Origin of the sequence: Vibrio sp. CB1-14, assembly GCF_040412085.2 — a bacterium.
GTDB lineage: Bacteria > Pseudomonadota > Gammaproteobacteria > Enterobacterales > Vibrionaceae > Vibrio > Vibrio chaetopteri.
This window is the reverse complement of record NZ_CP115921.1, coordinates 567,125-590,248: the sequence shown is the minus strand read 5'-3', so window position 1 is coordinate 590,248 and position 23,124 is coordinate 567,125. Positions and strand designations below refer to the sequence as shown.

General features: G+C 45.6%; 16 protein-coding genes. 8 read left to right on the top strand and 8 right to left on the bottom strand.

Features of this window, described 5'->3' with window-relative positions; all coding sequences use genetic code 11:
- Window positions 1-33: 33 nt before the first annotated feature.
- Window positions 34-1,164: an OmpP1/FadL family transporter gene (locus PG915_RS18700; protein WP_353499918.1), complete on the bottom strand. Its 1,131-nt coding sequence runs from the start codon at window positions 1,162-1,164 to the stop codon at window positions 34-36.
- A gap of 709 nt (window positions 1,165-1,873) precedes the next feature.
- Here PG915_RS18700 and PG915_RS18695 point away from each other — a divergent pair.
- Window positions 1,874-3,655 carry an SgrR family transcriptional regulator gene (locus tag PG915_RS18695; protein ID WP_353499917.1) on the top strand — a complete coding sequence of 594 codons (1,782 nt, stop codon included), beginning with the start codon at window positions 1,874-1,876 and terminating at the stop codon, window positions 3,653-3,655.
- Here the strand turns inward: PG915_RS18695 and PG915_RS18690 are convergent.
- Both PG915_RS18690 and PG915_RS18685 read right to left on the bottom strand, forming a co-directional pair.
- Window positions 3,625-4,275 carry a hypothetical protein gene (locus PG915_RS18690; protein ID WP_353499916.1) on the bottom strand — a complete coding sequence of 217 codons (651 nt, stop codon included), beginning with the start codon at window positions 4,273-4,275 and terminating at the stop codon, window positions 3,625-3,627. The genes PG915_RS18695 and PG915_RS18690 overlap by 31 nt on opposite strands.
- A 116-nt stretch (window positions 4,276-4,391) precedes the next feature.
- Window positions 4,392-5,291, bottom strand: coding sequence for a DMT family transporter (locus PG915_RS18685; RefSeq protein WP_353499915.1), 900 nt, complete (start codon window positions 5,289-5,291; stop codon window positions 4,392-4,394).
- Window positions 5,292-5,435: 144 nt separating this feature from the next.
- Here PG915_RS18685 and PG915_RS18680 point away from each other — a divergent pair, with 144 nt between their 5' ends.
- Complete coding sequence (locus PG915_RS18680; protein WP_353499914.1) at window positions 5,436-5,918, top strand: GNAT family N-acetyltransferase; 483 nt, start codon at window positions 5,436-5,438, stop codon at window positions 5,916-5,918.
- 29 nt (window positions 5,919-5,947) lie between these two features.
- On the opposite strand, the gene PG915_RS18675 is transcribed toward PG915_RS18680, so the two are convergent.
- The gene (locus tag PG915_RS18675) at window positions 5,948-6,424 is read right to left on the bottom strand and encodes an SRPBCC domain-containing protein (RefSeq protein WP_353499913.1); all 477 of its coding nucleotides are present in this window, start codon (window positions 6,422-6,424) and stop codon (window positions 5,948-5,950) included.
- Between the two features lie 807 nt (window positions 6,425-7,231).
- Window positions 7,232-10,720 (bottom strand): PAAR domain-containing protein, encoded by a 3,489-nt coding sequence (locus PG915_RS18670; protein WP_353499912.1) that lies wholly within the window; start codon window positions 10,718-10,720, stop codon window positions 7,232-7,234.
- Window positions 10,721-10,982: 262 nt separating this feature from the next.
- On the opposite strand from PG915_RS18670, the gene PG915_RS18665 reads away from it, so the two are divergent.
- Window positions 10,983-12,047 carry an MBL fold metallo-hydrolase gene (locus PG915_RS18665; RefSeq protein ID WP_353499911.1) on the top strand — a complete coding sequence of 355 codons (1,065 nt, stop codon included), beginning with the start codon at window positions 10,983-10,985 and terminating at the stop codon, window positions 12,045-12,047.
- Between the two features lie 49 nt (window positions 12,048-12,096).
- On the opposite strand, the gene PG915_RS18660 is transcribed toward PG915_RS18665, so the two are convergent.
- Window positions 12,097-13,542: a sucrose-specific PTS transporter subunit IIBC gene (locus tag PG915_RS18660; RefSeq protein ID WP_353499910.1), complete on the bottom strand. Its 1,446-nt coding sequence runs from the start codon at window positions 13,540-13,542 to the stop codon at window positions 12,097-12,099.
- A gap of 310 nt (window positions 13,543-13,852) precedes the next feature.
- Here PG915_RS18660 and PG915_RS18655 point away from each other — a divergent pair, with 310 nt between their 5' ends.
- Together PG915_RS18655 and PG915_RS18650 are read left to right on the top strand one after the other, a co-directional pair.
- Window positions 13,853-14,842, top strand: coding sequence for a LacI family DNA-binding transcriptional regulator (locus tag PG915_RS18655; RefSeq protein WP_353499909.1), 990 nt, complete (start codon window positions 13,853-13,855; stop codon window positions 14,840-14,842).
- Window positions 14,843-15,035: 193 nt separating this feature from the next.
- On the top strand, window positions 15,036-16,673 hold the full coding sequence (locus PG915_RS18650) for a glycoside hydrolase family 32 protein (RefSeq protein WP_353499908.1): 1,638 nt from the start codon (window positions 15,036-15,038) through the stop codon (window positions 16,671-16,673).
- 82 nt (window positions 16,674-16,755) lie between these two features.
- Here PG915_RS18650 and PG915_RS18645 read toward each other — a convergent pair whose 3' ends face one another.
- Complete coding sequence (locus PG915_RS18645; RefSeq protein WP_353499907.1) at window positions 16,756-17,406, bottom strand: HAD family hydrolase; 651 nt, start codon at window positions 17,404-17,406, stop codon at window positions 16,756-16,758.
- Window positions 17,407-17,873: 467 nt separating this feature from the next.
- Between PG915_RS18645 and PG915_RS18640 the strand changes: the two genes are divergently transcribed.
- The 3 genes from PG915_RS18640 to PG915_RS18630 all read left to right on the top strand — a co-directional run bounded on the left by PG915_RS18640 (window position 17,874) and on the right by PG915_RS18630 (window position 21,633).
- Window positions 17,874-19,769: a PTS mannitol transporter subunit IICBA gene (locus PG915_RS18640; RefSeq protein ID WP_353499906.1), complete on the top strand. Its 1,896-nt coding sequence runs from the start codon at window positions 17,874-17,876 to the stop codon at window positions 19,767-19,769.
- Window positions 19,770-19,900: 131 nt separating this feature from the next.
- Window positions 19,901-21,049, top strand: a complete 1,149-nt coding sequence (locus PG915_RS18635; protein WP_353499905.1) for a mannitol-1-phosphate 5-dehydrogenase — start codon at window positions 19,901-19,903, stop codon at window positions 21,047-21,049.
- A 50-nt stretch (window positions 21,050-21,099) separates the two neighbouring features.
- Window positions 21,100-21,633 carry an MltR family transcriptional regulator gene (locus PG915_RS18630; RefSeq protein WP_353499904.1) on the top strand — a complete coding sequence of 178 codons (534 nt, stop codon included), beginning with the start codon at window positions 21,100-21,102 and terminating at the stop codon, window positions 21,631-21,633.
- An 82-nt stretch (window positions 21,634-21,715) separates the two neighbouring features.
- Here PG915_RS18630 and PG915_RS18625 read toward each other — a convergent pair whose 3' ends face one another.
- Window positions 21,716-23,119, bottom strand: a complete 1,404-nt coding sequence (locus PG915_RS18625) for an APC family permease (RefSeq protein ID WP_353499903.1) — start codon at window positions 23,117-23,119, stop codon at window positions 21,716-21,718.
- Between the last annotated feature and the right edge of the window lie 5 nt (window positions 23,120-23,124).

Here is a 23,124-nt window from a genome sequence, read left to right as displayed (position 1 = left end):
TAGCTTCAAAACACTCGTTCTACTAAATGGTAGTTAGTAGCGATAAGTCATGCCCAAGCTGATGCCATAGCCTTGATTGAGTACGTCAACTTGAAGATCGTTAGTCACCTTTACGTTCTTTCTCGCGTAGTGCTCACTGAAACCGCTTAAATCTAAGGTTAGATTGTCACTGAACGAATAAGCGGCACCTAGGCGATAACGTACATCTTCGCCACCAAATGAATCAATCGCTTCATCGATGCTTACGCCACCACGCAGTGCCAAATCACCAATTCTGTATTCCATCGACGTTGCATAACGTTTGCTATGACGAGATCCCTTGAGTAGCTGGATAGGATCGCTGTAATCGGCATAAGTCACACCTTGTCCATCCCAACGCGACAAGCTGAAGGTGTTATGCCAAGACCAGTTGTCAGTGATTGCGATGGTGCCGTAGACGCTGGTTATAGATGGCAGGTCAAACTGAATATTACTGTCCCCGAAATCGCTCGCTAGTCTATGTGTAGCAGCCAGTGTTAACCACGAGTTAGCTTGCCATGTTGCACTTAGCGCACCGCTCCAACCATTAGTATTCCCTTCTGTTGCTTCTAGGCTACATTTGCCCCAGAAATTGCAGTCATTGCGCTCAAGAAGGTAGTCAGCGTATTGATATTCGAGAGTAACACCGAGACTCACATCTCCCATTTTGTACGCTACGCTTGGTGCAAAAGAGACCACAATAGGTCGAACACGAGCTTGATCCAAGATACGCAGGTTAAGAGGAGGTGGAAGTTTAAATTCTGAAATCGAAATATCTGCTGCCGTACGGCTGTATGCGGCCAATCCGACATACCAATTTGATTCAAGAGGTATCACCAAGAAACCAGCCGGGATGGGGTTGGCCTTAGAGTAGGAGGATTTGGTTCCCAAAATGTCGTAATCGGTGTCCACTTGGTAACGAGTCACACTCGCTGTTACCGTAGTCGACTCTAACTGCGTCATACTCGATGGCGCTGTCGCCAAGATACTGGCGTCGACCGCGGATGCACCGTTTGCACTGGCTAGGGCACTGTTAGAGGTGGATGATTCCCAAAAATTAAGCCCTGTAGCGCTTGAAATTGGCGTTAGCATTATCGTTGACAGGCCAACAGAGGCTGTTATTGCAACACGTTGTGTGAAAGACATTTTCGTAATGGTTGAGTAAAAAAGATGCATAGTCTAGCACGTGGTTTTTTTGCCTAAGGACAGATTTGTGTGAATAAAGATGTCAAAGCGTGTGCATGTGGAGCCGGTGAACCAGTAATGGCAATATCGAACAACGTGAATATTAGCTAACTGTTTGATCGCTATAAAGCTCGTTGAGCTCACAGTTTTTTGTCATGAGTGGTAGCAAGAGATCTTCGAATCGTTTACCCGCTTGCCAAGGTGTCAGACTTTTCTTGTCTGAGCTGTTTTGTGGGAATGGCTGCTTTGTGCGAATAGTTGTTTTGCGGAGACGATAGCTGGGGAAATAGAAATGTTTAATTGGGGGGGAGCATAAACATGCTTCCCCAGCTATCGCAATTCGGTTTATTTCAGGAACTGACAAGTTTTAGCTAGTTGAACTAGCGCTTCAGTTTGCCAACGTGGACGATGCTTTTGGTTGGCAATCTGGTTTAGGTAATAGGTTGTCAATGGATGGGCTGACTTTGCGTGGCTATTGGATTTCATTTGCGGGCTCCGGCTGTGCTTGTCTTTGAACATGTACGTAGTATGAGTCTTTATAGGGAAGCGAAAAACAGAGCGATTAGATCTGAATTGGTGCCTTAATTTGGGCTATATAGCGAACTCATAGCTAAATCCTCCGCTTGGAGCTAAAATAAGGAACGCTACTTTTCGCTGGGAGTGCCTATTATTGGAATCTATTAATCTCTACCGCTATTATCAGCGCCTGTTAGGTTTGGAGTTGGGTAAAGAGCACGCGGTGACTCTAGGACAGGTGTCGGAGATGCTGTTCGCCAGTCCGCGGCATACAAGATCCATTCTCAAAATGATGACTGAAAAGCGCTGGATATCATGGCTTCCAAGAGTGGGGCGCAATCAACGCTCAACTCTAATTCGTGCGTTAAGCGATGACGAGGTCAAACGAGATGTGGCATCGGGCTGGGTGAAGTCGAGCCAATACGACAAGGCGTTAGAGTTTCTTCAACATGACCAAGTTGCCTTTGGGCAACTGTTGCAACAAAATGCCGGTGCTCAGGTCTCCGAAGGCAAAGTGCGAGTACAGTTGACCTACAATCGTTCTTTTACGGAGTTGTCACCACGGCGCCCACAACGCAACAGTGAGCGATTTTTGATTCGTCAGGTACACGCTGGGTTAGTGACGTTAAATGAGCAAGGAGACGTTGTCGCAGATATTGCTCATCATTGGGAGGCAGAACAAAACTTTCACGTTTGGCGATTCTACCTTCGCCCGTCGGTTTACTTCCACAATGGCGGCCGCGTGGATGCCAAAGCAGTGTCGGAAAGCTTGGCTTATGCACAATCGTTACCTTACTTTCGAAATGAGTTAGATCATGTGGTGAGTATCGAAGCGGTGGCAGAAAATACTCTTGAGGTAACGCTGACGCGGCAAGACAAAGGGTTTGCTGCATTACTTACTGATCTCAAATACTCCATTGAGCCGAGAGAGTCATTGAGTTCGGCATCGAGTTCAACAACCAAACCTGTGATTGGGTGCGGTGTATTTTCGCTGGCGGAACATACTTTGGAGAAGATGGAACTTACCGCCAATGACCGCTACCACGGCTTGCGCGCGTTGACCGATCAGGTATCAATATGGTCGCTTAAGAAGGATCTGTTTTCGGAAGAGTCCACCAGTTGCAATCATTCAGTCACCGACAGCGTAGGTCATGAAGCGACTCCCGTGATTTCACATCCAGAGCTCGACTATTTAGCGGACGAAGGTAAAAGTGAGGGGAGAACGGATTCGAAAGCTCGTATCGAACACGGATGTATGTTCATGATTTTTAATCAGCGGAACACCAACCTGAATCATGACCAACGCCGCTGGCTGAGCCAGGCGCTTAGTGGAGAACAAATTTGGAAGCAATTGCAACGGGACGACCAAAAGTTTGGCGCCCAAAATGCGACCAACTTTTTCCCTTTTTGGCAGCCGATTAAACGTCTTAGCTCTAATACCGTAATGCTACCCGATACGCTGAATATTGCTTTCTATCATCACCCAGGGATCACTCGCGGTGCTAAGGCGATGAAACGCCTTTTACAACAGCAAGGGGTAGAGGTAATCCTGCATGATTATAGCTTTGATGAGTTTATTGATAAGTCATTCAACCAAGGGTTTGAAGAAGAGTTAGTGCTCAGCAGTCTCAACCTTGATGATAACTATCAGGTTTCGGCGCTCTTGTTCTTTTTGAGTGATCCTGTTCTTCATGCAACGATTGGTGACGAACTGAGTACTTGGCTTATTAAAGAGATCAACCAGATCCGTGCTAATAGTGAGGCCAAAGATTATCTCACTGAACTAGAGCCGTTTGGTTCTATGTTGATTCATGAAGGGGTGATAAGCCCAATGTTCCACCATAGGCAGACATTGAGCTTTGAAGGTGTGATAAAAGGCGTTGAGATCACCTCTTGGGGTTGGCCTCAACTAAGGGATGTTTGGTCAGCAGGTTGAGTGTGAATAGACTCAGTCTCATGCAGGTGCTGGGTGATGATTTTTTGGTTTTCGGTGGTCGTTTCAAGCGATTCAGCGGTTTTGTGAATCGCCGTCGCCATTTTGGAAACGTTGCGAGTTGCGTGCAAAATGGTGCCTTGCATTGGACGTAGCAATAGCCAGTATGCCGCTACCAATGCCAATACAATTGACAGCACCAACAGTGCTAACAGCAGCAGTACGTTAAAGCGAACATCATAAGCAAACTTTTTCGTGCTGTTGGCAATAGAGTTCTGAGATTGCTCAAGCGCTCCTGGTAAGGCTGCTAGAGACGACTTAGACATCTCCGTAAGTTCATTAATGTTATCTATGGTATCGACCAACACTTGGCGCTGTTCTTCGTTCAAGCTTTCATTTTGTGATAGTAAGGTTAGTGATGTTGCTAAGTTATCGATGGCAACACTAGAGCGATTGATTGACTGCTCGATGCCGTCGAGATCCAGCATCATGTTTATGTTTACCAAAGGCTGTTCAGTTTCGTCATCAGAAGGCTGAGCAGTAGCTATCGTGTCATCGCTGGCAGCGAATGTGGTTGTGATCGAAAGTAAGGTGGCGAGGGTGAGTAAAAATAGAGTTCTCATTGGCATCTCAATAGGCAGTTTGGACTAAGTTATCTTGGCTATAAGTTAGTGCAGATTGCGCTCAGATACCAATTAAGGTTTTGTATCTTATCTAGATTTCTATTTGGCAATCACAGCTATTTATCGATTTTCACAGACGAGCGCGACTTCGCCCATGTCGCAACGGCGATTCCGGTCAGAATCAATACGGTCGCCAGCAACGACAGGTGAGACGGCGTTTCTGCCAGCAATCCCCACCCAAGAAACATAGCGATTGCTGGCACGCTTAGTTGCATCAATGACGCTTGCAGTACGTCGATAGTTGGCAGAAGGCGGTACCAAAGATAATAGCCAAGCCCAGAAGCGATGACGCCAGAAAGCAGGGCATATAAGATGCCGGACGCAGTGAATGTACTTGGTAAAGCGAACAGTACCTGGCTTAGAATCGCAAAAGCGAAAACCATTACACTGGCGACGATGAAACCTTGCTTCGTTGCTATAACCGGTGAATTAACCTGCTTTCCTAGTAACGTAAAGCCACTCCAACAGAGCCCAGAGGCCACCATTAGACTTGCTCCCAACCAAGATGGCTGAGCTGCCCCCGGTAGTAGCAGCAAGATAAATCCGCCAACAGCGACGAACATGCCGACCATCTCGAGTGGGGTGAGGGTATGTCCAGTAAGACGATGATGGATGACAAGTGCAAACTGTACGGTACCGAATAAAATTAGGGCTCCAGTGCCAGTATCTAGCGTAATATAAGCCAAAGAAAACAGCAGTGCATAACCAAACAAAGTCGCACCGAGTACAATGGACTGTTTCAGTGGAATGGACGCGTTTGGTGTTTTAGCTTTGGTTCCCTGCCTGCGGGCAATCAAGGTACTGAGGACAATAAGTGTTGCGGCTCCGCTGATAAGACGAATTGAGGTAAAACTCACCGGGTCGATAGCACTACTGCCAAGCGCTAGGCGACACAGTAGCGAGTTGAATGCAAACGCCGTCATGGCGGCAAAGGAGAGTGTAACGGTGCTATTCATGGTTAAAAACTCATGGTCAAAGCCTATCAAAATCAGTAGTAAATCCTAACCCGATGCCAACATTAGCTAAACAGAGAATTGTTCATAAGATATATTACTCAGAAGAGCGTCGTCGCTCCCCTCTTAATCACAATGGAAAATGCAATGGATGTACAAGTAGTAAAAGTGGCCGCAGAGCATGATGAAGCGCTTTGTGACGTGATTAAAACAGTTGGTGCAGAATATGGAGCGATTGGTGATGGTTTTGGTCCTTCGGATCCTGAAGTGTTGGCGATGAGTGAACACTACTATGAAGGAGAGGGAAGCCTCTACTTGGTCGCCTTATTGGATGGCGAAGTGGTTGGTGGCGGTGGTATTGCTCCGTTTGGTGAGCACGCTGGGGTTTGTGAGCTGAAGAAGCTATTTTTGCTGCCGACAAGTCGCGGGCATGGATTGGGGAAAAAGCTAACAGAGCAATGTTTGGCATTTGCCAAACAGCAGGGCTATCAAAGCTGCTACCTTGATACGCTGAGCTCAATGACGGCCGCTATCAAGCTTTATGAGCTTGCAGGCTTTGAGCACCTTTCGAAACCTTATCCGGGCACGCTACATAATGGCTGTGATGTTTGGATGCTGAAAACGTTATAAACATTAAACTCAGTTTGTACAATGTCCAATTAGCTTTTCTTTTGAGCCGCCAGTGTTTCTAACCAATGCTGGTGGTAGGCGTCGACTTGCTTTTTAACAAACAGGCCGGTTAGCCAGCGAAGTCCGCCTCGCTGTGTCGATTCTGTGATAATGTGGCACCCTTGGGTGCAAGGTGTAATCAACCAAGCGTGGTACATATCGACTCCACCTGTCTTGCCTCGCCATGCAATACGCTCAAACGGTTCATACTCAACTACCGTACATTCAAAATGCATGGTTTTAGTCACCCAGTTAAATACCGTCCCTTTGTGCAGCTCGCTACTGTCACCTTTAACAATTTGCACTTGTGTCCTACGATGCTGCCAGTTCGGCCAACAAGGCGCGCTAACTATCCAATTCCAGACTGGTTCACAGTCCGTAGGCACAATCTTCTCGTTTCTTACATGCACCGGCGCATTTTTGGGGTGGAAGTACTCGGGCCATTGTATTTGCTTTAACTCTTTCATAATCATCTCGCATGGCGTAGCGGGGATGTTTTAACTATATACGCGCTTTGCGAAGTAAGCTTAGTTTCTCATTGTCGAGGATTTGTAGGGAAGTCGAAGATAGGTCTAAGCTCATCGAGGTTTTCGACTTCTTTGGCTTCCTCAATTGAAGCAACGGTTTTGAGTGCTGAGATAAAAGGTATAGCTTATTGGGTTCAATAAAAAAGTAGTACGGTGACATATGATCGTAGTACACGGACTGTCGCGTCTCAGTCGGGAAGTGAGGATGGATCGACATGTACCAAGATTTGCGATGGTATTTGAATGAGACAACTTCATGGAAATGGAAAGAACTATACACGGTTTGTCTTTTAAACTGAGTAAACTTCGGTGCCATTAGAGCGAACGCCGCTCCACCTGCAAAAGCCAATGGGGCAATAGCGAAAAAGGCGATGACACATGCTATACATCCTATCCAAGCTGCTTTGCGGGTGGCGGAGTAGAATATCTCATGTGCGTTATCCGTAGTGCTAACCCGCACTCCGTATTTCGTGAGTTCAAAGTCATAGGTTTGAGGTTTGAACATCGTAAAATAAGGAACTAGAGAGATTAGCGACCACAATATGGTAGAAAATAGTACGAACCCTAGCGATGCATCATTAACAAACATATATACACCCAAAGAAATAGATAAGCACAGGTAAAATCCGACGATGAGATAATCACTGGTTACGCGGTTTGGGATAACGGTCCATGTAAAAATTGATTCGGCTTCGTTTAGTACATTCTGTCTCGCATTGTCACTTTGGTTACTAGCTTTGGATCGTTTTAGGTCTCTGTTTTTGAAGTCTGATTTGTACATTTAGCACTCGCTAACGTGATGCCTTGGAGTTGAGTAGAGTTATTTTCGCTGGAAACGATAGTGACTTTATTTTGACTGTTTGCTGTGATGATGAACTCTGGTAAAGAACTCCCTTCATAGCCGACACGAAGTTTTACTTTGTTGAGCTTAGTGCTGATCCAACACCTGACCGATTGATATCCCTTAATGTTGACTATTTCACTGTGAGATAAGATAGCAGCGTTACTATCACAGAGTTCAACAAATGGAGCTTGACCTAGTTTGGTGAAAGAAATGTCGATAATGTAACTTTCTGGCTTTATTGGAATTTCGCCTATATAGCTGGAATCTTCAATGTATGGGGCATACTGTATATTGTGTATTTTTGCTATTGGCTGGAAGATCAAGCAGTAATAATCATTGAGCTCTCTTATTTCAGGCCAGTTTTTTGAGTGCGTTCCCCAGGTTGATTCACGTATCCATTTTTCAAGCGGCGTTTTCTCAAGCAGGTAAAGTAAAATCGATAGAACTAGAAAGACTAGACTTCCCCAAAAGAGCGTTGATGTAGCCCATATTGGAAGTGTCATGGAATAAGGAAGTTTCCGTACAAACGCGTTTATAAAATATGTCGTCCATGCTACTGATTGAGCTAAGATAGCTCCCACTCTAGCAGATAATAATGATCTGACTACAAGGTCATCCTCTTCACTTAGTATACGTTTTATATCTCTATAGGATTCCCATATGACGGCCGCTATCCCTGCGACGCACCCTACAGCAATGCCTTTTGCCAGTATGCTGGTTACTCTTCTAGTTGCTTTTGTATGACCACTTCTAACCGCGTCTTTGAGGCTAGATTCTAATAGATTGGCGCTTTTGTTGCGACCTAACCAATATTTGGCTGCACTCTCCGTAGTTGCCCCAATAGCATGCAGAGTCCACAAAAAACTGATACTCAGATCTTCCCATGCTTTTCTATATTGTTTCGATTCCTCCGGCAGTGATCGAAGAGTATCCATAGATGTTTGTAGATTGAGCAAGTTTATTAGAACAATAGTGGAATTAAGTAATCCTCCAACAGATTGAGCACCATGAGCAGCTTTTTCCTTAAAATTACTATAAGAAGCACTCACATACTGCTCAACTTGCCTACTCACCTCAGCCCTAAACTGAGTACTTCGGTCGTTGTTAACTATGGTGATGAAGTCAGTGTTTTGTAGTGTCTTAGCAAATCGCTTTTGTAGATTTAGCAGCACTAGGGCGCGTTGTTGATAGCGCTTTCGGCTCATGATTTTTTCATCGTATAGACGTTTTTTGTGCTCGATAATGTCGCGTAGCTGTTGGCGTGCTGTTTGTGAGGCTTGAATATAGTCGCGGTTGATTTTGAGGGTAAAGCGATTAACGGTTGCACCCCAAAGAGACATAAGTAGCAGCCGTTTGGACTGGGAACCGGTACTGGGTGTCAATGGGAAAAGGGCGAGCAAAATCCTATCAAAAGCACCTGAGGTCGAATCTACAACGGAGGAGGTAATTGCCTGCATGACTTTTTTAGAATGCTCGTCGAGAATACTGAACCAGTGTTGTTCTCTGACATCGGGCTGTTCAACCCAAGCGCTGAAGTTGTTGGTAACGCCTAGAAGATCCGAGAACCGAGACATACCAGCAAAATCAGCATCGTGATTGAAATCTCGCGCTATGGCTTGAGCAAGAGCTTTACTGCCTCCATAAGGGGCGTAGGCGAGTATAGTACGTTCACTCAACAAACTATTGACACTAGATTGGCTTTTTTCTCTATGCTCTGCTCCTGTTTTTAACGTTGTGACCACAAGATCCATAAGGTCGAGATACTGATCGACACCTTGTTTAGTTTGGTTGTCGATCCCCAAAGAAATAGGATCGTCGTCGAGATCTCGAATTAGTGCGCATAGAAGGTCAATACTGAGCCCCAACTGCGCATCGACTCGATCGAGTTGTTGGTCTAACTGGGTAGAGAAGGCGTCGAGCCTTGACCAGTCAACGTATTTGTTGAGTGATTTCTTTTTCGCCCATTGCGCGTGGATATCACCGCTCGGCCGATACCCCCATACGTTTAAAAGTTTCTCTCGAGCTTTTGTTGAGTGTTGACTGCCATGTCTCATGGTGTTGGCGAGGTTAGTGTTTTTTACCTGCTTAGCCATCGTTTCCACATCGAGTGCCACGAGATACTGATGTAGATCTTGTTCAAACTGGACATAGTTCTCTTGAGTTACCTTCGATGGCCAGTGTTTTTGGTCTATTTGGACGCGAGCAAGGTTGCGCACTATCCCAGCCATCAATAGCTTGTGATGTGTCTCTTCATCTCCTTCAGTGATCATCAAATAATCTCGAACATGGTGGAGAATAGGATAAGTAAGGTCTTGAAGATCAGAATAAGGGTCATCAAGTGCAACGACTAGCTTGTCTGGGGTTGTTGCATTGGTTAGCCACTGTGCTGAGTCGAAGGCTGGTTTTACATGATTTAGTGGGTGCTCAGATTGTCCCGAAGCGGACGCCGAGCTGTGAGCGAATTGATGTTCTACATGATTATCCGCGAGTGAGTCTAAACTTTCTGCATTGCTGGTGTGCTTTTGAGGGGTTTGCTGACAGCGGATCCGACGCATAAAACGATTTCTAAGATACGCCTGCTCACTAAGCGTGTTTTTGATTCGCGGTGTCCATTGAAACAGAGAGAACGCGAGACTCAGTGTCGTGCCTTCAGGATATTGGATGCCACCGTTACTTATGACTGCTCCATCTATCTGATGCTCTTTGAGTTCTTTCGTGGTTTCGTTAAATACATATACCCAACCATCTCGGAGCTGGCGGGTGATTTTTGGTAGTACTTTATTAAGCTTATGCTGTGCGTAAGGTGCAGGCGGTGGATTGGCTAAGAACTCGGTGTCGTAAGCATAACGAATAGGGATAATTGAAATAGGTAGAGCGGCTTCTTCAGGCTCGTTCTGCGAGTGAGTTGCCGTGTTTATTTGATCCTGTGCGCTATCAGATTGCGATGCGCTGCTTTCAGCCTTAGAAGCTTTGCCACTGTTTTGCGATGAACCGCTTTGTGATGAAGGGGTTGATGACGACTTGGACTTAGATTCACTCTGTTTAGATTCAGATGTCTTAGCTTTACTACCAGAACTTGATGAAGCTGCAGGCGATTTCCCAGCATTGCCGATGAAGACATTTCCGCTGCCAGCGACAATCTGCCCGCCATGCGCGGTTCCATCTCCCATACGTGCTGCAGGTTTACCATCAATAAATACTGAAGAAGATCCTTCTTTAATCGTATCTGGTGGACCAACGCAAATCAGTTTGTCACCTTTACGGGCGGCAGGCATACCATTGACAGTGATGCTAGAAGAGCCAGCAGCGACGGGGCCACCGATGTGAGGTACTTTACTGGTTGTTTCAGGACACTGATGATTGTCGCCAATACGTGCGGCTGGCTTTCCCATTTCGAACTCTAACGTAGACTAAATATCGAGCGATGCTAGCATGGTGTAGGTAGTCATATAAGTTAGGTTGCATAAACTGCGAAGTGCCTCTTAGGGGCTAGTACTTTTGATTCATTTACTGCAAAGACTGAGGTTAGTTTTGTGGCATCAAATGTGTCAGTATCTTCATGTTATCGACACATAGCTTTCGTCAAACTGGCATTGAAGTGTCACTTTGAGCCGCAACACTGGATGGGCACAATGACTCAATAGGAAGCTCACTATGCCAGCGTCTCTATCAAGGAATGTTAAGACTCGACTATTGCCCCTTTTCTCGGACACCAAGCTCAATAACACTACACCCCAACGCTTTACCAACTCAGAAGTCCTTTATAACCCAAAGTTCAAAGATACGATTACCACACTACGCTCCTATCTTAATCTCGATAAAATCCTTAGTTTTCAAGCGCCCGCTATCCCGATTGAAACCATGTGTTCTCAGACGATAAAAGCTGAAACCCGCGATTGTGTTTACCGGTTAGGGCACTCCTCGGTACTAATGAAAGTCGATAGCCTCACCCTATTGACTGACCCGGTATTGGGTAATCGAGCCTCTCCTCTAGAGTGGGCTGGCCCAAAGCGCTATCACGACTTACCGATTACCATCAGTGAGCTGCCATTCATTGATGTGTGTTTAATAAGCCATGATCACTACGACCACTTGGATAAGCAAACCATTAAGCAGCTTCACAATAAGGTAGGGGTGTTTTTGGTGCCGAAATGTGTGGCGAGTCATTTGATAGAGTGGGGAGTCGCAGATGACAAGATCGTAGAGTTCGATTGGTGGCAGTCAATGGTGGTGAGTGGAGTTCGCTTTGCGTTTGCGCCAACACAGCATTTCTCGGGTCGATCGCTTAAACAGCGCGACAGTTCGTTGTGGGGAAGTTGGGTTATCTTGGGGAATGAGTCGAGGATTTACTTTAGTGGAGACTCGGGCTATTTCGGCGGGTTCAAACAGATTGGAGAGCGTTATGGTCCTTTTGACCTGACGCTTATGGAAACCGGAGCCTACGATGAGAACTGGGCTGACATCCATATGTTTCCTGAACAAAGTGTTCAGGCTCACTTGGATGTACAGGGCAGAGTGATGCTGCCAATCCATAATACGACGTTTGACCTTTCTTATCATGTTTGGAATGACCCACTACTTAGAGCAGAGCAAGAAGCCAGACGCTTAGGAGTCGATTTCCTATGTCCAAAGATTGGCCAAAAGGTGTTACTTCGTGAACTAAAAGTAAGTGGGCAAGAGCGCTGGTGGGATGAAAATGAAAAGGCTCACACTGTGTGAGCCTTTGGGTAGGTAGGGGGTCTATCTTTACAGGGTAAATTGGTGACGACTAAGCCGATGCCTCGGTTTGATTGCTAGCGGTTTGCTTGCTGCGCATCCCTAGAACAATCGTTAGACCAAACGCGATAGCAAATGAAATGGCCATACCTGCGACGTAGTAGCCGATATTCTCTGGTCGAATCGAGATGATGCCTGGTAGACCGGCCGCGCCTAGTGCTTGTGCTTTCACATTAAACATAGTGATGAAAGCACTTGAGATGGCTGCACCGATGATAGCTGCGATGAACGGGTAGCGAAGTTTTAGGTTAACACCAAACATTGCCGGCTCTGTGATACCTAGTAAAGCAGTCACACCAGAAGGCATTGCAATCCCTTTAAGCTTGATATCTTTCGTGGTTAGGCCGACCGCAAGTGCTGCACCGCCTTGTGCAATGTTAGACATTGCTGCAATTGGGAAGATGAACGTTCCGCCTGTAATCGCAATGTCAGTCAGAAGCTGAGTCTCGATAGCAATAAAGCTGTGGTGCATACCGGTAATAACAAACGGTGCGTAGATAAATCCAAATAGTGCGCCACCAACAAAACCTGCTGAGTCGTATAGCCAGTTAAGGCCATCACCAAGTAAGAAGCCAATATCACGAGCGAATGGACCGACAACCGTAAAGGTTAGGAAACCTGTGATAAAGATAGCGAGCATTGGTGTTAGCAGGTTATCCAAAACAGATGGGATAAACTTGCGCAGGCCATTTTCTACTTTAGCAAGAATGAACGCCGATACCAGTACAGGTAACACAGAGCCTTGGTAACCGACTTTTTGGATTTCAAAGCCTAAGATGTTCCAAGTTGGGATCGTACCTGATACTGCTGCGCCACCAAAGCCCCAGCCGTTCAATAGATCAGGGTGAACCATCAACATACCAAGGGCTGCGCCAAGGAAAGGGTTACCGCCAAATTTCTTCGAAGCTGAGAATGCGAGCAGAACAGGTAAGTAAACAAATGGTGCGTTCGCAAAGGTGTTAATCATGCTGGCCAGATCGGCAAGACCTGGATTCGCATCAATCAGCGATTGTCCTTCAATAAACAGGCCTGGTGCGGTCAGCAAGTTGAAGATACCCATCAATAGACCACCGGCAACAATAGCAGGGATGATAGGTACAAAAATGTCTGATAAGCCTTTTACTGCACGTTGCAGCCAGTTTTGCTTTTGAGCACCCGCGGAGGCTACGTCTTTGGTTGACATTTCGGACATGCCAGTCAGTTTAGCGAGTTCAGCGTAAACTTGGTTAACGATCCCAGAGCCGAAAATGATCTGATACTGACCAGCGACTTTGAATTGTCCTTTCACGCCTTCTAGATCGTCGATTGCTTTTTCTTGGATCAGCGATTCATCTTTTACAGCGAGGCGTAAGCGAGTAGCGCAATGTGCCAAGGCAGAGAGGTTGTCCTTTCCCCCAAGCAGCGCGAGTAGTTGTTTGGCTATGACTGGATAGTTCATAACGAGCTCCGGTTACATTTTGTGCGTTATTATCTAATGTTGTTCTCAATAAAGTGTGTTGAATTCATTTTTGGGAACGTTTGCAAGATCGAATCATAAGCATGTTCGAATAAGTGTCAAAAGATAAAGTGCCACAATGTGATTGCGATCATCTCTTGTCATATAAGGCTCGATAAGAGTGTGCGCTCTGTAAGAATTTCGGTCGAAATGGGGTAATAAGCAAGTTGTTGATTGGTAGCTAAGCTTATTCAAACCTCGTTTTTCATGGTATTCTTTGCAAACATTCCCATAAATATCGGACATTTACCCCATGGCAAGCTTACATGATGTCGCCAAACTCGCTGGCGTTTCCAAATCTACTGTATCTCGAGTTGTGAATAACGAGTATGGGGTAAAGCAAGCAACGAAGGATAAGGTTCAGAAGGCCATTGATGAACTGGGGTATCAAACAAACCTAGTGGCGAAAGAGCTTAAGTCACAAAAGACCAACCTTATTGGTGTGATTGTGCCAAGGGTTGCGTCAAGCGCCACCTCACAAGGGGTCGACGGGTTAAGTCGTGTGTTTGACAATGCAGGTAAACAGGTATTGCTTGCCAGTACGCAGCAATCTTTTCAAAAAGAAATTGAGTTCATTCGCCTATTTAACCAAAAGCGCGTCGAGGGCATTATTCTGTATGCAACACACTTAGACGAAGAATTGGTTGAGGTGATTTTGCAATCCGCTGCACCTGTGGTGCTGGTGGGGCAGGATGGCTCACTGTTTAACATTCCAAGCATCGTTCATGATGATTTTAGAGTAGGATTTGAAGCTGGGAATCGTTTATTATCAAATGGTTGTAGAAATATTGGCTTTATTGGGGTGGCTAGTTCAGATATTGCGGTAGACAAACTTCGTTATCAAGGTCTTGAGCAGGCGCTGCAATTTAAGCGCAAAGGTGAGCCACTATTTCATAGCCGCGGCGAATTTACGATTGAGTCGGGCTACCTGCAAGCGAAACAGCTATTGGCAGAGCATGCTAATTTGGATGGCTTGTTTTGTGCAACCGACCGAATTGCGATTGGTGCGGTAAAGGCGATTCAAGAACTCGGTTTGACTGCGGGATTGGATATCAAAGTACTAGGAGTAGGTAATGATGAGCTTGGCTCTGTGTCGTCACCAAGTATTTCTACGTTTAACTATCCTTTTGATAAAGCAGGTGAAAGTGCCGCGAAGCTACTGATGGATTTGCTTAGTGGCGAGCCAGCGAGCATGAGTAAGATTGTCCTTACCTTCCAAACTATCGACCGCGAAACCTGCTAGTTTCGCCTCTTCACCAACCGTTCTAATCGCCTCTAAGTTCTGAGATTCGCATTAATACTAGGCGGAGGCGAGACGTGTTTCAGGTCACAAAACGAGTCACTCATCTTGAATGCGCTTGTATCAGTCCTGTTTTATAACTAATATTGCAAACGTTCCCAAAAAAGAATTCTCAGTATTAAGGTGATAAGCCAACATGTTCTCAGTTAGCGATCTTGTAACAATGCTCGGTGGTCAAGCCAATATCACGCGTGTGTTATACCCCAACAAACAGTTGGTTATTGAAGTTGATGACCTATCACTCATTCATGACTCTTTGCCATCCTATAGCGTAGAGGAGGTGCTAGGTAAGCCGCAACTTACTTTCTCCATGCCTGAACATTTTGATGAGATGCGCTTACTTGAGTTAGGTGCTGTGATTGCGGAGCAACAAAAACGACTCGCTGTTGACGCAAGTCAGCCTGCTGCCTGTGAACATCGTCCTACTTGGCACGTTTCACCTCCTAGAGGATTGTTGAATGACCCGAACGGCTTTATCTATCATCAAGGACAATATCACCTTTTCTACCAGTGGTATCCGCATGGCTGTGTTCACAAAGATAAATACTGGGCGCACCTGACGAGCCGTGACTTAGTCAATTGGGACTGGCAACCACTGGCACTAACACCGTCTGATTGGTTTGATAGTCATGGGGTATTTTCGGGGCATGCACTGAGCCAGGGTGAACAATTGATGTTGTTCTATACAGGCAACACCCGAATTGGTAACCAACGAGACCGTCATACCACCCAGTGCTTGGCAGTCTCTGATGACGGTATCCATTTTAAAAAATTGGGTCCAGTGATTCCTGATCTACCTGAAGGTGTCACACCACACATTCGCGATCCAAAAATTGTTCGACATGGCGATCATTGGCTGATGTTACTCGGCGCACAAACCACAGATCTAAAAGGTCGATTAGCCGTTTATCGTTCGCAGGATCTCCTTAAATGGGAGTTCGTTGCCTTGTGCGGTGATGAGATGGGGGACTTTGGCTACATGTGGGAGTGCCCAGATTTATTTGAGCTTGGCGGTGAGTATTTTGCTGTTGTTGGACCGCAGGGTATTGAATCGGAGAGTGCTCTTCATACCATTCCCCATCACAATGGCTATGCGAAAGCTCAGTTAGATGCAGAAGATAAAATGACCTTGTCGGAATTTGGAAATCTCGACAGAGGTTTTGATTTTTACGCGCCTCAAACCCTATTAACCGCTGATGGCCGACGCATCCTTTCTGGCTGGATGGGACTGCCGGATGAAATCGATCATCCTTCCACAGATAATGGTTGGGTGCATCAATTGACCGCACTACGTGAACTTAGCAGTAAAGCTGGACGCTTGATCCAAATGCCAATTGCAGAGATTGAGGGTTTGTATCAAGACAAACAGCGTTTCACCCTTGATAACGAGCGCTATCAGCAACTCAACAACAAAGCGTTTGATATGAGTGTTGAGTTAGATTGGGGGAGTGAGTTGCGACTGCACGCTAAAGATGAGCAGTTTGTTTCGATTCGATTAGATGAAGCAACTCGCACATTGCTGTTAGATAGAACTCATACCTTGATCCGCGAAGGTGACACAAAGCGAGAAGTGACTTTAACGAGTGATAAAGTGTCATTGCGCATTTTATCTGATGAGTCTTCGCTTGAGATCTTCGTAAATGGTGGTGAGCAAGTGCTGACAAGTCGAGTGTTTACCGATAAAGATGCAGCCGCTATTGAGCTTGTTGATGGCTTAGCGAACTTTGAGGTTTTCCCTCTCAACGCGGCAAGTGCGCCATTCGTAGTGAGCTAGTTATTGCCACACTCTATTAAAAAGCCCTGAACTGTCGATGATAGTTCAGGGCTTTGTTGTTTATGGCATTACTTCAGCGATATTACTTCTGCGATATAAGTAGTGCAGTTACTTGGTCGAGCGAATCAAAGATATAGTCAGCACTTTCCACTACGTCTTGGTGCGGAGGCACAATGTCGGGAATCATCGCGGCGTAGCATCCTGCAGCTTTACCAGAACGCATCCCATTGTTTGAATCCTCAAGTACTAAGCAATCTTTAGCCGACAGTCCAAGTTTTTCATGGGCCATAACGTAGCAGTCTGGCTCAGGTTTGCCGTTGGCAACATCTTCCGCTGTGATAACAAGGTCGAACTGGTTTAGGTAGTCGGTATTACCGAAGTTTAATTTGGTTTCGGGTAAGGCAGATGAAGTAACCAGTGCGATAGTCAGTTGTAGAGATTTCGCTTCGGCAAATAGTGTGTGGAATCCCTCTTTAAACGCAATTCCGGCTTTGCGAGCTTCGTGGTAATGCGCATCTCGGATTGTTCTGTATTCAGCGAGGTCAAAGCCCTCCCCAAAATGCTCAGCGAGCATTCTTTCACAGTCTGGGTCTTGAACCCCAATTAATCGCTGATAAAACTCGTCGGTTAAATCAAACCCCATCGTTTCGGCGGCATACTGCCAGCTAATTTTGTATACAGCTTCTGTATCAAAGATAAGCCCATCCATATCGAACAGTAGTGCTTTGAACATTGCCATGCTCCTTTTTATTTCACGTTATTTTATCCGCAATACTTTGTCAGAAGTTCTCTGAAATTGGAATGTCATTTCTGTAATTTTATTACAAAATGGGGGTTTGTTGGTTGGGTTTTGTTCTTTGTGTAGTCTTGAATTGCTCGTATGAATGGGTGTTGGAGTAGTGATTTGCTATTAGTGTGATTTATATCACTAACTATTTATGGGTGTCTTGTGGGTAAATCGTGATGAAGATCACTGTTGAATAATAACTATTACCATTAAAGTGGCTGTGTAATTTATCAACGTGTGAATGATGTGACATGGATCGCTGTTAATTTTGTTACTTTGAGTTGTGGTGGTGATCTGGGTCACAAAAGGTGCCGTTATGCGGACTTTTGGAAATCATGTGTTACTTTTTAATGGACTTTTGAATAAACATTTTTAGTCCTTTGGACATATTTTCTGATAACGAGGTTGATCTTATGCTATCTCCTGAAGCAAAAATCAAAGTACAAAACTTTGGTCGTTTCCTCTCCAACATGGTGATGCCAAACATTGGCGCATTTATCGCTTGGGGTTTGATTACTGCACTATTTATTCCGACTGGTTGGATTCCAAACGAAACGTTGGGTTCAATGGTTGGCCCAATGATCACTTACTTGCTACCACTACTGATTGGTTACACTGGTGGTAAGATGGTCGCTGGCGATCGCGGTGCGGTTGTGGGTGCAATCACTACAATGGGTGTGATTGTTGGTACCGACATCCCTATGTTTATGGGTGCGATGATTGTTGGTCCTCTAGGCGGTCTAGCGATTAAGAAATTCGACCAAGCGGTTGAAGGCAAAGTGAAGAGCGGCTTCGAGATGTTGGTGAACAACTTCTCTGCCGGTATCGTTGGTATGCTTTGTGCCATCCTTGCTTTCCTTGTGATTGGTCCTGCAGTGAAAGTGCTATCAACTGCGCTAGCAGCGGGTGTTGGCATGATGGTTAGCGCAGGTCTTCTGCCTCTAACTTCTATCTTTGTTGAACCTGCGAAAATTCTTTTCCTAAATAACGCAATCAACCACGGTATTTTCTCGCCACTGGGTATCCAACAAGCAGAAGAGATGGGCAAATCTATCTTCTTCTTGATTGAAGCAAACCCAGGTCCTGGTCTAGGTCTTCTACTTGCTTACATGTTCTTCGGTCGTGGCAATGCAAAACAGTCAGCACCGGGTGCAGCGATTATCCACTTCTTCGGTGGTATCCACGAAATTTACTTCCCATACGTACTGATGAACCCACGTCTAATCATCGCTGTAATCGCGGGTGGTATGACAGGTGTGTTCACTCTAACCATGTTTGATGCAGGTCTAGTATCTCCAGCATCACCAGGTTCAATCTTCGCGATTCTACTGATGACACCTAAGTCTTCTTTCATCGGTGTGATTCTGTCAGTGATTGCCTCTGCAACCGTTACTTTCTTCGTAGCATCTCTACTAATGAAAACGTCTAAACAGGATGACGAAGAAGAATCCCTAGAAAAAGCAGCAAGCCAAATGGCGAACATGAAAGCGGCGTCTAAAGGTCAAGCTGGTGCAGCTCTAGATCTAGCGGCAGTACGCAAAATCATCGTAGCGTGTGACGCTGGTATGGGTTCAAGCGCAATGGGCGCAAGCATGCTTCGTAAGAAAGTAGAAGCAGCAGGCCTTGGTATTGAAGTGACTAACCTAGCGATCAACAACCTACCTGATGGTGCGGACATTGTTATCACTCATAAAGACTTGACTGACCGTGCCCGTACTCACGCAGCAGATGCACACCACATTTCACTAGGTAACTTCCTAGATGGTGCTCTGTACGATGGTCTAGTTGCAGATTTAGTCAATGCACAACAAGCGGGTGCAGAGCCAAAAAAGCCTGAAGCACCAGCAAACACTAGCTCAAGCAATGAAGAAGGAACGCTTAAGCTATCAAATGAAAATATCTTCTTGGGCATGGAAGTGAAGACCAAAGAAGAAGTTATCAAGTTTGCTGGTGAGCAACTCGTAAAACTTGGTTATGTAGAACCGCAATATGTTGAAGGCATGTTGGCTCGTGAAGAGTTGGTTTCTACTTACCTAGGTGAGTCGATTGCAGTACCTCACGGCACTATTGAAGCAAAACAGTTCGTTAACAAGACAGGTATCGTGTTCTGTCAGTTCCCTGAGGGTGTTCAGTGGGGCGAGGACGAAGATGATGTCGCTAAGATGGTGATTGGTATCGCGGCGCAAGGTGATGAACACATTCAGGTTATCACGGCGATTACGAATTCACTTGATGACGACGAAGCTGTCGAATGTTTGAAGTCTACCATTAATGCAGAAGATGTCCTTCGCATCCTAAGTGGTAAGTAGCAGAAATGGTGATTATCACCTTGGCTTTGAGTCATAGCTCCTAAGTGAAACGAGACCAACAGCCCCCTTGTTGGTCTCATTTTTGATTTTTTCTTTTTCTTTTTTTAATGAGTTATTTAGGAAGACGTCTTATGAAAGCATTACATTTTGGCGCAGGTAATATCGGTCGTGGCTTTATCGGAAAACTACTCGCAGATGCAGGCATTCACGTAACATTTGCTGATGTAAACGAAACCGTAGTTAACGCTCTGATTGAACGTCAATCCTACCCGGTAAAAATTGTTGGTGAAGATGTAGTAGTAGAAGAAGTGACAAACGTTACTGCAGTAAACTCAACCAGCAGCGACATCATTGACCTTATCGCTAACGTAGAGTTGGTAACGACAGCCGTTGGCCCAACGGTACTGAAGATCATCTCTAAGTCTGTCGCTCAAGGTATTGAAAAGCGCGCAGCAAATGGCAATACCACACCACTTAACATCATCGCATGTGAAAACATGGTACGCGGCACTAGCCAGCTAAAAGCGATGATCTTCGAGCACTTATCTGAAGATGTTCAAGCATTTGCAAAGGCGAATATTGGCTTCGTTGATTCTGCAGTAGACCGAATCGTACCGCCAGCAGAAGAGGGTGAAACGGATCCTCTAGCGGTAACCGTTGAAACGTTCAGTGAGTGGATCGTTGATCAAACTCAGTTTGTAGGTGACATTCCTGCGATTAAAGGCATGGAATGCACTGATAACTTAATGGCATTCGTTGAGCGTAAACTGTTCACGCTTAACACAGGGCACCTGATCACAGCTTACCTTGGTGTACTAGCTGGTCACGAAACCATTAAAGACTCTATTGAAGATGCAGCGATTCTAGCGGATGTGACTGCGGCCATGCAGGAAAGTGGTGAAGTATTGATCCGTCGTTACGGTTTTGATGTAGATGCGCATGCGGCTTACATTCAAAAAATTCTGGGTCGTTTTGCAAACCCATATTTACGCGATGAAGTGGATCGTGTTGGTCGTCAGCCAATCCGTAAGTTAAGCCCACAAGATCGCTTGATTAAGCCTCTTAACGGTACGCTAGAATATGGATTGCCAAATAGTTACCTACTAAAAGGTATCGCAGCAGCATTCCTTTACAAAAACGACGATGACCCACAAGCGGTTGAGCTTCAAGCTATGTTTGCGCAGCAAGGATTTGAAAAAACACTGGCTCATTATTCGGAGCTGAATGTTGATTCAGAAATTGTTACACTAGCGCACGAAGCGTATTTAGCGCTCAAATGATTCAAGCTGTTGGTGCCACGCAAGTGGCACCCTTTGTTTTAAGAGATGTTATGCCACTGCACCCGCCCAATGAAACTGAACTATTAGAAGCTCTGTCCGAAGCAAAGGACGCGAGTGAGTGTCTTATGGCCGCATATGATGCTATAGACGACACTCTCGATACCCTTATCAATAGTATTTTTCATAAAGACGACTACGCAGTGAAGTATGTTGTTGATCCTCTTCTTACCAGTGATGGTCCCTTAGGCGACATTCTTGTTCGCGCCAAACTGCTTCTCGGTCTTGGCGTAATTTCTAAAGAAGTGTTCGATGACATCGATATTTTTGTCACCTTGAGAGAGTGGACAAAACACCAAGAAAACAAGGTCAGCTTTACTGAAGTTGACGTTTTATTCGAGCTCAATAAAATCAGCGCCATTCAAAAGATGATGCCCATCGAATACGATGCCAGCATGACCGCAGGCCTTGATAAAGTGATGCTGGAAATGTATTTAGAGCGTCATTATCAGCGGGTGAAATCGACTATCATCCTTGCTATCACCGAAATGGTGAGCTCGCTGTGTAAAGATAACCCACTCGTTTGAGTGGGTTTTTATTTAAAGTGTCGAGCACTAATGATGTGATGATCTTAAGCTAGCTTTATTGAGTTATAGTCATTGAGTCATGTTAGCTCAATCTGGTCTCAGCAGCAGGCATCGACGCTACAGTTTTTTTTCGGTTGATGATTCCAAGTTCACCAATGAGTAGTGCGAGAAGAACGCCACTGCCGACTTGGGTAAGGAACGCCAGGTCAACGCCTTGAACTGGATGCCAAAAGAACGTTAGCACACCCAATCCTAAGAACACTGTTGGAACGATGCACGCGAGGGTAATCAGTAGCGGACTGCCTTTCATCCTATACACCCTTGGGGTGTTGTCTTTCATTCGAAGTCTCAAAAATGCTGGGAACATGATCATATATGACATGAGTAACGTGACCGCTCCAAGACTAAACACGTTCCAAAACAGATCTTCGTTGGCGCCTGTGGTAGCGATAATGGCATAAGCGATCATGACAATGGTAGAGACCACACCGTTCCATATAGCGGCTCCTTTTGCAACTCCGTATTTGTTGGTGGATTTAAAGCTTGCTGGCATGTCATTGTTCATAGCCGCATAACGTGCTACGTAGTTGACGCCCACAGACCAGTTGACGATATTTGAAATCAGCGTGAACAGAAACAGTACGCCCAGAACTTTCACTAATATCCCTGCAAACCCATCAACACCAAACAGTGCATCTAGCGACTCCATCAACCCAGCACTTGGATTGATGTCAGCCATTGGGATAACGGTAAGCACACCAAAGCTCGAGATAAGATAGAAGAAAGCAATCATCAGCCCGCCTAACATGGTAGCGCGAGGGATGTCCTTATCGGGATTTTTGAGAGCAGCCGCAGCGCCGCCAACCACCTCAAACCCTACCAGTCCGAACAGGGCTACAGAGATTAGCGATAAGCCAATATTGATATCTGGTACAAAGTGGGACAGTGATATTGGATTGGCACTGACGTTGCCGGTTGCCAAGTGATAGATGCCCGCTAAACCAATCATACCCATCACTGACACTTTGCAGGCTGCACCTGCGGTTGACACCCAACTGGATTCTGCCACTGGCTTCAACGATAGAATAACGGCAACCCAACTCATGGTGATAGAAACGGCTGCGATTTCGATGGGCGAAAATTCAATATTGAGTAATTGACCTAAGATTACGGCGAACAGATAGTATACGGCTGGGATCCACAGCGCAAAGTTTATCCAATAGATCCAGGCTGTTCTCGCTCCCCACTTGCGACCAAAAGCACGTTTTACCCAGTCATAGATGCCTCCATCCTGAGGGAAGGTGGTTGATAACTCAGCGGTGACTAATCCGTAGGGCAAAAAGAAACAAATTAGAATGATCAGCCACCAAACAAAGCCGCCTGGCCCTGCGGCGGCGGACGCAGCAACGGTGTCTATCACTAGTACCGTGCAGACTCCAAACAATACGGTTTCAAACAACCCCATTTTTTTCTCTTTGATATCCATATCAA